The organism is Streptococcus oralis (assembly GCF_001578935.1).
Lineage (GTDB): Bacteria > Bacillota > Bacilli > Lactobacillales > Streptococcaceae > Streptococcus > Streptococcus oralis_R.
The window spans coordinates 1,101,439-1,116,119 of record NZ_KQ969521.1 but is presented as its reverse complement, the minus strand read 5'-3'; the positions used below and the strand labels follow the sequence as shown (position 1 = coordinate 1,116,119).

Below are 14,681 nucleotides of genomic sequence, written 5' to 3'. Positions count from 1 at the left end.
ATCAAGAGTTTAACGAGGAGTCAGAGACTAGGGGCGAAGTTTTCGGTTTGTTGCATACTCGGCAACCGCTGTAAAGAGGACATCTGTTGAAGAGTTGAGGGCTGTTTCACATGAGTCTTGGATGACACCAATGACAAAACCAACTCCGACAACTTGCATAGCCAAGTCGTTGGAAATCCCAAAGAGGCTACAAGCAACAGGGATTAGAAGGAGCGATCCTCCAGCAATACCAGAAGCGCCACAGGCAGAGATAGCAGCAACTATACTGAGGACAACAGCGGTTCCAAAGTCTACTGAAATCCCTAGAGTGTTGACGGCAGCAAGAGTTAGGGTTGTAATAGTAACTGCTGCGCCAGCCATATTGACAGTAGCCCCTAGAGGGATAGAGACAGTATAGGTATCAGGGTTCAATCCTAAGTCTTTACATAATTTCATATTAACAGGGATGTTGGCTGCAGAACTACGGGTGAAAAAGGCAGTTACTCCGCTGATACGTAAACATTTCAAAACAAGGGGATAGGGATTTTTTCTCATAAAGAGAAAGGCGATAAGCGGGTTAATGACGAGAGCGACAAAGGCCATGGTTGCGATCAAGAGTCCCAGAAGGACACCATAGTTGGCAAGACTGGCAATTCCTTTGTCAGAGATGGTCTTGAAAACCAAGCCCAAAATACCAAAAGGAGCCAGATTGATAATCCACTCAACAATCTTTGAGGTGACATCTGCCATGGTTTTGAGTAATTCCTTGCTATTTTTGCTAGCTTCTCTCATGGCAAGTCCAAAGACCACAGCCCAAGAGAGAATTCCGATATAGTTAGCGGTAATGACTGCATTGACAGGGTTGTCAACGACGTTGAGTAAGAGATTCCCAAGAACTTGAGCAATACCGTCAGGGGCGGCGGTTGCAGTTGTACTTGCGTCGCTGAGGGTGATTTGGATAGGAAAGAGAAAATTAGCGACCACAGCGACGAGAGCTGCTGCGAAGGTTCCGAGCAAGTATAAGAAAATCACAGTTTTCATATTGGTATTTTGCCCCTTTTTGTGCTGGGAGAGGGCATTGGCAACAAGGGCAAAAACCAAAATAGGAGCAATCGCTTTAAGTCCACCTACAAAGAGATCCCCCAGCAGACTAATCCCTGTAAGGTTTGGAAAGAGCATCCCCAATGTAGCTCCCAAAATCATTCCAATAAGGATCCGTTTGATGAGGCTTGCCTTGGTCCAGGCTCTAATGATTCGTTTCATACATGTCTCCTTTAAAGTGTATTGTTTATAATTATAGGATAAATATGCTATATAGGCAAGTGTTTTTTTGAAAAAAAGAATAATAGATGAATAATTATGAAGAAAAAGAAGAGGCGTTTTATGGTATAATAGTAAAAAGGAGTTTTATATGCAAGATTTTTTTCAACGCTATTTTGATAGACTTGACTTAACAACTATTTTAGAGAATCTATTGACCAAAGTGATTTCTCTTTTGATTTTGTTTTTGCTATTTTATATAGCTAAAAAGATGCTTCATGCGACTGTACGAAAGATTGTCAAGCCCTCACTTAAATTTTCCAATCGAGATGCAGGAAGACAAAAAACCATTTCTCGTTTGCTGGAGAATGTCTTTAACTACATTCTTTATTTCTTTTTGCTCTACTGTATCCTGTCTATTTTAGGTTTGCCAGTTTCGAGTCTCCTTGCTGGTGCGGGGATAGCTGGGGTGGCCATTGGTATGGGGGCGCAAGGCTTTCTATCCGATGTCATTAATGGCTTTTTCATCCTTTTTGAACGTCAGCTTGATGTGGGTGATGAAGTAGTTCTCACAAATGGACCGATTACCGTTTCTGGAAAGGTCGTTAGCGTAGGAATCCGTACAACGCAACTGCGAGGTGACGATCAAGCCCTTCACTTTGTTCCTAATCGTAATATCACAGTTGTCAGTAATTTTTCCCGAAAAGACTAGGCCTGTCATTTTGTCTGAAATGTGATACAATAGAAGGAGTTTGGTGAAGGAGCAGATATGCTATTTGTAGAGAAAAAATTAGGTCACGATTGTACATGGATAGACCTTGATGTGGACAAGATTAAAAATATGGAAGACCTTTCTAAAGTCTATGGACTGGACAAGGAAACCATCGAGTATGCTCTGGATAGAAATGAGCGTGCCCACATGGACTATCACCGTGAAACGGGAACGGTAACCTTCATTTATAATGTTCTTGACTTAGAAAAAGATAAAGAATATTATGAAGCGATTCCGATGACCTTTATCGTTGAAAAACAACGGCTGATCACAATTAGCAATCACAAGAATAGCTATGTGATTAAACGTATGGCAACCTACCTTGAAAGCCATGAAGTTGTTTCAATCTACAAATTTCTTTTTGCCAGTTTAGAGATTATTAGTAATGCTTATTATCCAGTGATTGAAGAGATGGATAAAGGTAAGGATGAAATCAGTGCACTTCTTCGTCAAAAAACACTAAAAAAAATCTTTTTGCCCTCTCTGACTTGGAAACTGGTATGGTTTACCTGACAGCAGCTGCCAAACAAAATCGTCTCCTCTTGGAACACATCCAAGGGCATGCTCTTTATCGCAACTTTAATGAGGTAGAAAGAGAACAGTTTGACGATGCCATGATTGAAGCGCATCAGTTGGTTTCGATGACAGACTTGATTTCTCAAGTTTTGCAACAACTCTCAGCCTCTTACAACAACATCCTAAATAATAATCTAAATGATAATTTGACAACTTTGACAATTATCTCAGTCTTGCTAGCTATCCTTGCAGTTATTACAGGATTTTTCGGAATGAATGTTCCCTTACCGCTTGTAGATGAACCAAATGCTTGGATTTATATTTTGCTAGCTAGTCTTATTTTGTGGGTAGTCTTAGCCCAATATTTAAAGAATATTGCTAGAAATTAAAAAGAAAAGGAGCCAGAATGGCGATTGAAAATTACATGCCAGATTTTGCTGTGGAAGCAGTTTATGATCTGACAGTCACAAGCCTGCAGGCGCAGGGTATCAAGGCTGTTCTGGTCGATCTGGACAATACCCTCATTGCTTGGAATAACCCTGATGGAACGCCAGAGATGAAGCAATGGCTACATGACCTCCGCGATGCAGGTATTCGCATTATCGTGGTCTCAAATAACACCAAAAAACGAGTTCAACGTGCAGTTGAAAAATTTGGGATTGATTACGTTTATTGGGCCTTGAAGCCTTTCACATTTGGGATTGACCGTGCCATGAAGGAATTCCACTATGAGAAAAAAGAAGTGGTCATGGTCGGCGACCAACTTATGACGGATATACGAGCAGCCCACCGTGCAGGCATTCGCTCTATCTTAGTCAAACCCTTGGTCCAACACGACTCCATCAAAACGCAGATTAATCGAGCTCGCGAGCGCCGTGTCATGCGAAAAATAACGGAAAAGTACGGACCGATTACATATAAAAAAGGAATTTAACTATGGAAGAAATTCTCTGTATTGGTTGTGGAGCAACCATTCAGACGACAGACAAGGCTGGTCTTGGTTTCACTCCCCAATCAGCGCTTGAAAAAGGTTTGGAGACTGGAGAAGTCTATTGCCAACGCTGTTTCCGTCTCCGCCATTACAATGAAATCACTGATGTCCAGTTGACAGATGATGATTTCCTCAAACTCTTGCATGAGGTGGGAGATAGCGATGCTTTGGTGGTCAATGTCATTGATATCTTTGACTTTAACGGCTCTGTCATCCCTGGCTTGCCACGCTTTGTATCGGGCAATGATGTCCTCTTGGTTGGAAATAAAAAAGATATTCTACCTAAGTCCGTAAAGGCTGGCAAGATTAGCCAATGGCTCATGGAGCGTGCCCACGAAGAAGGTCTTCGTCCTGTGGACGTCGTTCTGACTTCGGCTCAGAATAAGCATGCCATTAAGGAAGTCATTGACAAAATCGAGCACTATCGTAAGGGGCGTGATGTCTATGTGGTTGGGGTAACCAACGTTGGAAAGTCAACCCTTATCAACGCCATTATCCAAGAAATCACGGGTGACCAAAATGTCATCACGACTTCGCGTTTCCCAGGGACAACCTTGGACAAGATTGAGATTCCGCTTGATGACGGATCTTATATTTACGATACACCGGGGATTATCCACCGTCACCAGATGGCCCACTACTTGACAGCTAAAAACCTCAAGTATGTCAGCCCTAAAAAGGAGATCAAGCCCAAAACCTATCAGCTTAACCCTGAGCAAACCCTGTTTTTAGGTGGTCTTGGACGCTTTGACTTCATATCAGGAGAAAAGCAAGGATTTACAGCTTTCTTTGACAATGAACTCAAACTCCATCGTACTAAGCTTGAAGGCGCTAGTGCCTTTTATGACAAACACCTTGGAACCCTTCTGACACCACCAAATAGCAAGGAAAAAGAAGATTTCCCAAAACTAGTCCAGCATGTCTTTACCATCAAGGACAAAACCGACCTAGTCATCTCAGGGCTAGGCTGGATCCGCGTAACAGGCACCGCCAAAGTCGCCGTCTGGGCACCAGAAGGCGTCGCCGTCGTCACACGAAAAGCCATTATTTAAACACAGAAAGGAAAGGGTTATCTGAATTCGGGCGAGCCCTGCGAGCCCATAACGAATACTTTTCGCCGTGGTGTCAGTTGGTACAAGGAGTTGTACCAACTGCGGAAAATTTGAGACCTTAGGCTCAAATTTTAGTCATGAAAGTCCGAAGGACTTTGCTGACGTCCGTCACCACTTCAGAAAAGTATAAAAAGAAACTCTTTTAAAGAAATTATGTCATTAACATCAAAACAACGTGCCTTCCTCAACAGCCAGGCACACACACTCAAACCCATCATCCAAATCGGGAAAAATGGACTCAACGACCAAATCAAAACCAGCGTCCGTCAGGCTCTTGACGCTCGCGAATTGATTAAAGTTACGCTCTTGCAAAACACAGATGAAAACATCCACGAAGTAGCTGAAATCTTGGAAGAAGAAATCGGTGTGGATACGGTCCAAAAAATCGGACGCATCTTGATCTTGTTTAAACAATCCAGCAAGAAAGAAAATCGCAAGATTTCCAAGAAAGTCAAAGAAATCTAAAACCCTACTCCAAACAACTGTTTTTACAGAGAATTAAAGGAAGACGAGCCTATGGCAATCGAATTATTGACTCCCTTTACCAAGGTAGAGTTGGAGCCAAAAATCAAGGAGAAAAAACGCAAACAGGTCGGGATTCTAGGGGGAAATTTTAACCCTGTTCACAATGCCCATCTTGTTGTGGCGGACCAAGTACGACAACAGTTAGGACTGGACCAGGTCCTGCTTATGCCCGAATACCAACCACCTCATGTGGATAAAAAGGAAACCATCCCCGAGCACCACCGTCTCAAGATGCTTGAGTTGGCGATTGAGGGGATTGAAGGCTTAGCCATTGAAACTATTGAGCTGGAGCGCAAGGGCATTTCCTACACCTACGACACCATGAAGATTTTGACAGAGCAACATCCTGACACAGATTATTACTTTATTATCGGGGCTGATATGGTGGACTATCTGCCTAAATGGTACCGAATTGATGAGCTGGTCGACATGGTTCAGTTTGTTGGAGTTCAGCGCCCACGCTACAAGGCAGGGACTTCCTATCCAGTTATCTGGGTGGATGTGCCTCTCATGGACATCTCGTCCAGCATGGTGCGTGACTTCATTGCCCAAGGTCGGAAACCTAACTTTCTCCTACCTCAGACAGTGCTAGATTACATCGAGAAGGAGGGGCTTTACTGATGGCATACCAAGACTATATCAACTCTTCCCGAGAGGCTTTGTTGGAAAGAATGGCAGAGCTTCTGCCTGAAAAACGTTTAACCCATTGTCTAGGTGTGGAGCGTGCAGCCATAGAACTGGCTCAGCGATTTGGAGTAGATGTTGAGAAAGCTGGTTTAGCTGGTCTCCTCCATGACTATGCTAAAAAGCTGTCAGAACAGGAATTTCTAGACTTGATTGACCGTTACCAACTAGACCCTGAACTTAAAAACTGGGGTAATAATGTCTGGCATGGCATGGTTGGCATCTACAAGATTCAGGAAGATTTGGATTTGCATGATCCAGAAATCCTGCGAGCCATTGAAATCCATACAGTCGGGGCTGGTCAGATGACTGATCTTGATAAGGTCATCTACGTCGCAGATTATATCGAGCACAATCGTGCCTTCCCAGGTGTGGATCAGGCGCGTGAGATTGCAAATCTGTCACTCAATAAGGCAGTGGCCTACGAAACAGCTCGTACCGTGGAGCATCTAGCTCATCAGGAATTCCCCATCTATCCCCAAACCCTTGAAACCTATAACGCCTTTGTGCACTATTTGAAAGAGGACTAAATGAACGAAAAAGAATTACTAGAACTAGTCGTGAAAGCGGCTGATGAGAAACGTGCGGAGGATATCCTCGCACTTGACGTACAAGATTTGACCAGCGTGACGGACTATTTTGTCATCACTAGCTCGATGAATAGCCGTCAGTTGGACGCTATCGCAGATAATATCCGTGAAAAAGTAGCGGAAGCAGGCTTTAAAGGCAGTCATGTTGAAGGCGATGCAGCTGGAGGCTGGGTCTTACTAGACCTAGGCGGTGTCGTCGTGCATGTCTTTTCAGAAGAAATGCGTGCCCACTATAACCTAGAAAAACTATGGCATGAGGCGGCTTCTGTAGATATTTCAGAAGCCTTGGCCTAGTAGATGAACTCAGTTGCAGTCAACTGGGTTTTATTTGCTTATGTTAGAAAAAATGGATAGAAAGGTGAGAGCGTTGTGTTTTGTTCATCTCGAAACTGAACACGAGCTAAAAACTGCGAGAAAAAGAGTAACTTCCTTTGTATCTGATGATACAGCAGAAAGTTTCCTATTTTCTCCTTGTTTTTAATGCTCTTTGTATCTTAGAAAGGATTTGAACCCGTCCTGTAATCGTCGGAAAATAGATAGCTTTCCTTGGAGCTCGGCTCCATCGTCAAGCTCCTAATTTTCATTCCGATTACGGGCGGACTTGGTATCATGAATATGGCTACTTATGAAACCTTTGCGGCTGTTTACGATGCTGTGATGGATGATAGTTTATACGATAAATGGACGGATTTTTCTCTGCGTCATTTGCCTAAGACCAAGGAGAGAAAGAAACTCTTGGAGCTGGCTTGTGGGACAGGTATCCAGTCTGTCCGCTTTTCTCAGGCTGGCTTTGATGTGACAGGACTTGACTTGAGCGCGGATATGCTGAAGATTGCTGAGAAGAGAGCGACTTCAGCCAAGCAAAAGATTGATTTTATTGAAGGCAATATGCTGGATTTATCCAAGGCTGGTAAATATGATTTTGTGACTTGTTACTCGGACTCTATCTGCTACATGCAGGATGAGGTGGAAGTAGGAGACGTCTTTAAGGAAGTCTATAATGCCCTCAATGAAGACGGAGTTTTCATCTTTGACGTGCATTCGACCTACCAGACGGATGAGGTTTTTCCAGGCTATTCTTACCATGAAAATGCGGAAGATTTTGCCATGCTTTGGGATACCTATGAGGACGAAGCTCCTCACTCCATCGTGCATGAGTTGACTTTCTTTGTCAAGGAGGCTGACGGTTCCTTTAGTCGCCACGATGAAGTGCATGAGGAGCGGACTTATGAGGTTTTGACCTATGATATTTTGCTGGAACAGGCTGGCTTCAAGTCTTTCAAACTCTATGCGGACTTTGAGGACAAGGAGCCGACAGAAACCAGCACCCGTTGGTTTTTTGTCGCGCAGAAGTAGGAGATGGATATGGTTCGATCAAAATATTCTTGGGAAGAAGTTTCGCAGTTTAATCGTATTCGTCAAAATGGAACGCTTTGGGAGAAAGATGGGCAATACTTCTATGTTCAGGAAGAAGGAACCGTATTTTCAGAGTTAGTCGTTTACGATATGTCTAAGAAACTTTTTGATATGTTAGTAAATGAAATAAAATCGGAGGATGATATCCGACATATGCTGATGTATGGAACATGGCCAATGACAGTTGCTGGATGCCATAGACCAACTATGTTGATAGCTTATCCTGAGTTACAAAAAAATTATAGTAATGAACAACTGGCAGAAATCCTTCCAGTAGGAGAAAAACAATGGCTTAACTGGAGAGGAAGATTGCCTGAGCGGTATCGTAGATTTCGTCATTAGAATAGGAGAACATCATGACCATCACAGGTATTATCGCGGAGTTCAATCCTTTTCATAATGGGCACAAATACTTGCTTGAGCAGGCGGAGGGACTGAAAATCGTTGCCATGTCTGGGAATTTCATGCAGCGTGGAGAACCTGCTATCGTGGACAAGTGGACACGGGCTCAGATGGCGCTTGAAAATGGAGCGGATCTGGTAGTGGAATTGCCCTTTTTAGTCAGTGTTCAGGCGGCAGATTTCTTTGGCCAAGGAGCTGTGGATATCTTGGCTCGCTTGGGTATTGATACTCTAGCTTTCGGGACAGAGGAAGTTCTGGATTATCAAAAGATATCTGACTTATACACAGAGCAAGGTACTGAGATGGAGAAATTTGTGGAAAATCTGCCTGATTCCCTTTCCTATCCCCAGAAAACCCAAGCCATGTGGAAAGAATTTGCAGGTCTAGATTTTTCAGGCAATACGCCTAATCATGTCCTTGCTCTGGCCTATGCAAAGGCGGTTGCAGGACGCAACATCAAACTGCATCCGATTCAGCGTCAGGGGGCAGGTTATCATTCTGTGGACAAGGATGTGGACTTTGCCTCGGCAACAGCCATCCGTCAGCACCAATCAGACCAAGATTTCTTAGAACGCTTTATGCCTTCTGCTGTCCTCTTTGAGCAGGCCAGTAAGGTGAGTTGGGATGACTATTTTTCCTTGCTCCGTTATCAAATCTTATCAAATCCAGACCTGACGACCATCTATCAGGTCAATCAAGAAATGGCTGTGCGCATCAAGGAAGCTATTAAAACAGCCCAGTCTGTGGACGAATTGGTCGAGGCAGTTGCCACCAAGCGTTATACCAAGGCGCGTGTCAGACGCCTCTTGACCTATATTTTGGTGCAGGCCAGAGAAAGCGACTTGCCAGAAGCCATTCATGTTCTTGGCTTTACCGAGAAAGGCAGACAACACCTCAAGTCTCTGAAAGGGCAGGTCCATCTAGTCAGTCGAATTGGCAAAGAACCTTGGGATGCTATGACTCAAAAGGCAGACCAGATTTACCAACTAGGATACCCAAGCATCGCAGAGCAGAATTTCGGCAGGGTTCCGATTAGAATAGAAACAAACTAAGTCTACTGAAAGGTAGGCTTTTTTATTGTATAATTTAATGAAAATACTATTTTAAAGATCTAGAAAGTTTGTTTTGCGATTTCAGAACTTTCTTCTAAAATTAACACAAAACTCTTCAATTTGGGTTTGTGAAAATCGATTTTTTATGATAGAATATTAAGGAATGTATGTCATTCGATAAACAAATTTAATGAGGTAAAAACATGGAAATCATGACACTTGCGATTGCTGTTTTTGCCGTCATCATTGGTTTAGTCATTGGATATGTCAGCATCTCAGCTAAGATGAAATCATCCCAAGAAGCTGCAGAGTTGATGCTTTTAAATGCTGAACAAGAAGCAACTAATTTACGAGGACAAGCTGAGCGCGAAGCGGATTTATTACTAAATGAAGCCAAGAGCGAAAGCAAGTCTCTTAAAAAAGAAGCACTATTGGAGGCCAAAGAGGAAGCCAGAAAATACCGTGAAGAAGTGGACGCTGAATTTAAGTCAGAACGTCAGGAGCTCAAGCAAATTGAAAGTCGTTTGACGGAGAGAGCTACGAGCCTTGACCGTAAGGACGACAATTTGACGAACAAAGAAAAAACACTTGAACAAAAAGAACAAAGTATTTCTGATAGAGCAAAAAACCTTGATGCACGTGAAGAGCAATTAGAGGAAGTCGAAAGACAAAAAGAAGCTGAACTTGAACGTATTGGTTCCCTTTCTCAGACTGAGGCTCGAGATATTATCTTGGCTCAAACAGAGGAAAACTTGACTAAGGAAATTGCTAGTCGCATTCGTGAGGCTGAGCAAGAGGTGAAGGAACGTTCAGACAAGATTGCGAAAGATATCTTGGTTCAGGCTATGCAGCGTATCGCTGGTGACTATGTAGCAGAGTCAACAAACTCAACAGTTCACCTACCAGATGATACCATGAAGGGGCGCATTATCGGTCGTGAAGGTCGAAACATTCGTACCTTTGAAAGTTTGACAGGGGTTGATGTGATTATCGACGATACACCAGAAGTGGTAACCTTGTCAGGATTTGATCCGATTCGTCGTGAAATTGCTCGTATGACCATGGAAATGTTGCTCAAGGATGGCCGTATCCACCCAGCTCGTATCGAAGAGTTGGTGGAGAAAAACCGTCAAGAGATTGACAATAAAATCCGTGAATACGGTGAGGCTGCTGCCTACGAGATTGGTGCGCCAAACCTCCATCCAGACTTGATGAAGATCATGGGACGCTTACAGTTCCGTACTTCATATGGACAAAATGTCTTGCGTCATTCGATTGAGGTTGCTAAGTTATCTGGTATCATCGCCAGTGAACTTGGTGAAAATGCAGCTCTTGCCCGTCGTGCTGGATTCCTTCACGACATCGGGAAAGCTATTGACCGCGAGGTTGAAGGTAGCCATGTTGAGATTGGTACGGAGTTGGCTCGTAAGTACAAGGAACACCCAGTTGTGGTGAATACCATTGCTAGCCACCACGGAGATGTGGAAGCTGAAAGCGTCATTGCAGTAATCGTTGCTGCAGCAGATGCCTTGAGTGCAGCGCGTCCAGGTGCTCGTAGCGAGTCTCTTGAAAGCTACATCAAGCGTCTCCATGACTTGGAAGAAATCGCCAACGGCTTTGAAGGAGTGCAAAATAGCTTTGCCCTTCAAGCAGGACGTGAAATCCGTATCATGGTTAATCCAGGACAAATCAAAGACGACAAAGTCACAATCTTGGCTCACAAAGTTCGTGAGAAAATTGAAAACAATCTCGATTACCCAGGAAATATCAAGGTAACCGTGATCCGCGAACTTCGTGCAGTAGATTATGCTAAATAAATAAGAAAGAGCAGTTGAAAAATTACTGCTTTTTTGTTACACTAGATAGAAAGACTGTAGAAGGATAACTGACGCGATTATCAGTATCCGAGAGAAATTTTACTTTATTTCACAGACTAACTAAAGGAGACATAATGGCAGACCGAGGCTTGCTAATCGTTTTTTCTGGTCCTTCAGGAGTTGGGAAAGGAACGGTTAGAAGAGAGATTTTTGAGAGTTCTGAGAATCAATTTCAATACTCTGTATCGATGACGACGCGTGCGCAACGTCCTGGTGAAGTGGATGGAGTGGACTATTTCTTCCGTACTCGTGAAGAGTTTGAAGAGCTGATCCGTCAAGGTCAGATGTTGGAATATGCAGAATATGTCGGTAACTACTATGGAACTCCGCTGACCTATGTCAACGAAACCCTAGATAAGGGAATCGATGTCTTTCTTGAGATTGAAGTTCAAGGAGCTCTTCAGGTTAAGAAAAAGGTTCCAGATGCTGTCTTTATCTTTCTAACGCCACCAGATTTGGATGAATTGCAAGATCGTTTGGTAGGTCGTGGAACAGATAGCGCTGAAGTGATTGCCCAACGAATCGAAAAAGCCAAGGAAGAAATTGCTCTCATGCGTGAGTATGATTATGCCATTGTCAACGATCAGGTGCCCCTCGCTGCTGAACGTGTCAAGCGTGTGATCGAAGCAGAACACTTCCGTGTGGACCGTGTCATTGGTCACTACCAGGAGATGTTGCCAAAATCTCCAACTACTCGATAAACTATAGGAAACAGGTACAAGCAAATGATGTTAAAACCCTCTATCGATACCTTGCTAGACAAGGTACCATCAAAATATTCACTCGTAATCTTGGAAGCAAAACGTGCCCACGAACTAGAAGCAGGTGCGCCAGCAACTCAAGAGTTTAAGTCTGAAAAATCAACTCTTCGCGCTTTGGAAGAAATCGAGTCAGGAAATGTAACCATTCACCCAGATCCAGAAGGAAAACGTGAAGCGGTTCGTCTCCGTATTGAAGAAGAAAAACGTCGCAAAGAAGAAGAAGAAAAGAAAATCAAAGAGCAAATTGCTAAAGAAAAAGAAGATGGTAGAAAAATTTAAGGTTGGGGGACTCAATCTTATTTTTTCTATTGCAAGAATGTACTGACAAGAAGGAGGTGAGAAGATGGTTATAGCAAAGATTATCGTGGATGTTCCCCTGATGCAGACGGACCAGCCCTATAGTTATAAGGTCCCAGAGGAATTTGTAGAGATGCTGGAAGTCGGTATGCGGGTCCATGTTCCTTTTGGCAAAGGCAATCGTTTGATACAAGGAATTGTTCTTGGCCTGGAGTCCCAGTCGGATGAAGAGGTGGCTGATCAGGACTTGAAAGAGATTGCGGAGGTGCTGGACTTTTCTCCTGTCCTCACGCAAGAGCAACTCTGGCTAGCTGAGGAATTACGAAAGTCCGTCTTTTCTTATAAAATCTCCATTCTAAAAGCCATGCTTCCAGGATTTTTAAACTCCAGCTATGATAAGATTCTCTATCCTCTGGAAGGTCTGGGTCAGGCAGACAAAGAGCGTTTGTTTGGTTCAGAAGATTCGCTAGCCTTTTCTTCTTTAGACCTTGCTAAGCAAGCTGAGATGATGCGCTTGACCAGGAAAGGTCTGCTCCGTTTAGAATACCAGGCAGTCGATCAAAAAAAGGTCAAGACCCAGTCTTGGTATGAAGTTGATGCCACTCAGCTAGAGAAGATCGAGATTTCTGCGCGTGCTAAGAAAAAAGCAGAGCTGAGAGACTATTTGCTGTCTCATCCTGAGAGTGCTCCTCTGGCTAGCTTGTTAGAGTATTATTCGCGGGAGCAAGTCAACTTCTTTGTGGAACAAGGTGCTGTGTCCATAGTCCAAAAGGAAGTGCAACGCTCAGCCGCTTATTTTGAAGGCATTGAAGCAAGTACACCTTTGGAATTGAATCCAGAACAAAGACAGGCGCGTGATGCCGTTGTCAGTGCTATTGGCAGTCAACAGCCTCCATTCCTCCTTCAAGGGATTACAGGAAGTGGGAAAACGGAGGTTTACTTACAGATCATCCAAGGAGCCTTGGACAAGGGTAAGACAGCTATTTTACTGGTTCCTGAGATTTCTCTGACGCCACAGATGACGGAGCGTTTCATTGCTCGATTTGGTGAGAAAGTAGCCATTCTTCACTCAGGCCTGTCCAATGGTGAGAAGTATGATGAATGGCGCAAGGTTGAACGCGGCGATGCCCAAGTTGTTGTTGGCGCTCGATCAGCTATCTTTGCTCCTCTGAAAAATCTAGGTGTCATGATTATCGACGAAGAGCATGAAGCTAGCTACAAACAAGACAGCAATCCCCGTTATCATGCTAGAGAGGTCGCCATTCTACGGGCCCAGTACAATCAAGCAGCCCTAGTCCTTGGTTCAGCAACACCGAGCTTAGAAAGCCGTGCGCGGGCTGGAAAAGGCGTCTATCAACACTTACGTCTGACCCAACGAGCCAATCCTTTAGCCACTATTCCTGAGGTTCAAGTGATTGACTTTCGGGACTATATCGGGCAGAATGAGACATCAAACTTTACGCCTCCTTTGCTAGAGGCCATCCAAGACCGTTTGGATAAAAAAGAGCAGGTAGTCCTCATGCTCAACCGTCGGGGTTATTCTAGCTTTGTTATGTGTCGGGAGTGTGGGACGGTAGATAGCTGTCCCAACTGTGACATTTCTCTGACTCTCCACATGGATACCAAGACCATGAACTGCCATTATTGTGGTTTTTCCAAGGGGATTCCTCATGTCTGTCCCAACTGTCAGAGTAGCAGCATTCGCTACTACGGGACGGGGACTCAGAAAGCCTACGATGAGCTAGCAGAGCTCTTTCCTCAGGCCCGCATTCTACGGATGGATGTGGATACGACTCGCAAGAAAGGCAGTCACCAAGCTATTCTTGACCAGTTTGGCCGAGGGGAAGCAGATATCTTGTTGGGAACTCAGATGATTGCGAAGGGCTTGGATTTTCCAAATGTGACCCTAGTCGGAGTTCTCAATGCGGATACGGCCCTAAACTTGCCTGATTTCCGTTCCTCTGAGAGAACCTTCCAACTCTTAACTCAGGTGGCAGGCCGTGCAGGTCGTGCAGAAAAGGCTGGGCAGGTCTTGATCCAGTCTTATAATCCTGAGCATTATGCTATTCGTTTTGCCAAAGACCAAGACTACGAAGGCTTTTACACTTATGAAATGGGCATCAGGCGCCAACTCGGCTATCCGCCTTATTATTTTACGATTGGGATTACCCTCTCTCACAAGAAAGAAGAAGAGGTTGTCAAACGTGCCTATGAAGTCATGGGGATTTTGCGCTCAGGTTTATCGGACACTAGTAAAATCCTTGGGCCAACGCCAAAACCCATCGCCCGTACCCACAACCTTTATCATTACCAGATTTTGATTAAATACCGTTTAGAAGATGAGCTGGGGCAGACTCTCAACCAGGTTCTGGCCTTGACTCAAGAAAGGGAAAATAGTGAGCTCCGTCTCAGCATTGACCATGAGCCGCAGCAATTTTTATAAGAAG

Annotated in this window: 15 protein-coding genes and 1 pseudogene; 15 read left to right on the top strand and 1 reads right to left on the bottom strand. The window is 44.1% G+C overall.

Annotation, left to right across the window (positions count from 1 at the left end; translation table 11 throughout):
- Window positions 1-27: 27 nt before the first annotated feature.
- The gene (sstT, locus tag SORDD15_RS05535; RefSeq protein WP_061415292.1) at window positions 28-1,242 is read right to left on the bottom strand and encodes a serine/threonine transporter SstT; all 1,215 of its coding nucleotides are present in this window, start codon (window positions 1,240-1,242) and stop codon (window positions 28-30) included.
- A gap of 148 nt (window positions 1,243-1,390) precedes the next feature.
- On the opposite strand from sstT, the gene SORDD15_RS05530 reads away from it, so the two are divergent.
- From SORDD15_RS05530 to SORDD15_RS05460, 15 genes and pseudogenes are all read left to right on the top strand, one after another.
- Window positions 1,391-1,951: a mechanosensitive ion channel family protein gene (locus SORDD15_RS05530; protein ID WP_061415287.1), complete on the top strand. Its 561-nt coding sequence runs from the start codon at window positions 1,391-1,393 to the stop codon at window positions 1,949-1,951.
- A 57-nt stretch (window positions 1,952-2,008) separates the two neighbouring features.
- Window positions 2,009-2,916: pseudogene (locus tag SORDD15_RS05525) on the top strand (magnesium transporter CorA family protein).
- Window positions 2,917-2,933: 17 nt separating this feature from the next.
- On the top strand, window positions 2,934-3,461 hold the full coding sequence (locus tag SORDD15_RS05520) for a YqeG family HAD IIIA-type phosphatase (RefSeq protein ID WP_061415282.1): 528 nt from the start codon (window positions 2,934-2,936) through the stop codon (window positions 3,459-3,461).
- Window positions 3,462-3,463: 2 nt separating this feature from the next.
- The gene (gene yqeH, locus SORDD15_RS05515) at window positions 3,464-4,570 is read left to right on the top strand and encodes a ribosome biogenesis GTPase YqeH (protein WP_061415280.1); all 1,107 of its coding nucleotides are present in this window, start codon (window positions 3,464-3,466) and stop codon (window positions 4,568-4,570) included.
- 213 nt (window positions 4,571-4,783) lie between these two features.
- On the top strand, window positions 4,784-5,095 hold the full coding sequence (gene yhbY, locus SORDD15_RS05510; RefSeq protein WP_000060169.1) for a ribosome assembly RNA-binding protein YhbY: 312 nt from the start codon (window positions 4,784-4,786) through the stop codon (window positions 5,093-5,095).
- Between the two features lie 51 nt (window positions 5,096-5,146).
- Window positions 5,147-5,776 (top strand): nicotinate-nucleotide adenylyltransferase, encoded by a 630-nt coding sequence (locus tag SORDD15_RS05505; RefSeq protein ID WP_061415278.1) that lies wholly within the window; start codon window positions 5,147-5,149, stop codon window positions 5,774-5,776.
- Entirely contained in the window at window positions 5,776-6,369 is a 594-nt protein-coding gene (gene yqeK / locus SORDD15_RS05500) for a bis(5'-nucleosyl)-tetraphosphatase (symmetrical) YqeK (protein ID WP_061415275.1), read from the top strand. Before SORDD15_RS05505 ends, yqeK begins: the two co-directional genes overlap by 1 nt.
- Window positions 6,370-6,723 (top strand): ribosome silencing factor, encoded by a 354-nt coding sequence (gene rsfS, locus SORDD15_RS05495; protein WP_061415268.1) that lies wholly within the window; start codon window positions 6,370-6,372, stop codon window positions 6,721-6,723. It abuts the gene before it with no gap.
- Window positions 6,724-7,044: 321 nt separating this feature from the next.
- The gene (locus SORDD15_RS05490) at window positions 7,045-7,785 is read left to right on the top strand and encodes a class I SAM-dependent DNA methyltransferase (protein WP_002879593.1); all 741 of its coding nucleotides are present in this window, start codon (window positions 7,045-7,047) and stop codon (window positions 7,783-7,785) included.
- A gap of 9 nt (window positions 7,786-7,794) precedes the next feature.
- Window positions 7,795-8,187, top strand: a complete 393-nt coding sequence (locus tag SORDD15_RS05485) for a hypothetical protein (protein WP_000252453.1) — start codon at window positions 7,795-7,797, stop codon at window positions 8,185-8,187.
- Window positions 8,188-8,201: 14 nt separating this feature from the next.
- Entirely contained in the window at window positions 8,202-9,299 is a 1,098-nt protein-coding gene (locus SORDD15_RS05480) for a nucleotidyltransferase (protein WP_061415266.1), read from the top strand.
- Window positions 9,300-9,502: 203 nt separating this feature from the next.
- The gene (locus SORDD15_RS05475; RefSeq protein WP_000404959.1) at window positions 9,503-11,116 is read left to right on the top strand and encodes a ribonuclease Y; all 1,614 of its coding nucleotides are present in this window, start codon (window positions 9,503-9,505) and stop codon (window positions 11,114-11,116) included.
- A 134-nt stretch (window positions 11,117-11,250) separates the two neighbouring features.
- Window positions 11,251-11,877: a guanylate kinase gene (gmk, locus tag SORDD15_RS05470; RefSeq protein ID WP_000775041.1), complete on the top strand. Its 627-nt coding sequence runs from the start codon at window positions 11,251-11,253 to the stop codon at window positions 11,875-11,877.
- A gap of 24 nt (window positions 11,878-11,901) precedes the next feature.
- A complete protein-coding gene (gene rpoZ / locus SORDD15_RS05465) occupies window positions 11,902-12,216 on the top strand; it encodes a DNA-directed RNA polymerase subunit omega (RefSeq protein WP_061415262.1) in 315 nt (104 codons plus the stop codon).
- A gap of 64 nt (window positions 12,217-12,280) precedes the next feature.
- Window positions 12,281-14,677, top strand: a complete 2,397-nt coding sequence (locus tag SORDD15_RS05460; protein ID WP_061415260.1) for a primosomal protein N' — start codon at window positions 12,281-12,283, stop codon at window positions 14,675-14,677.
- The last annotated feature ends 4 nt before the right edge of the window (window positions 14,678-14,681 follow it).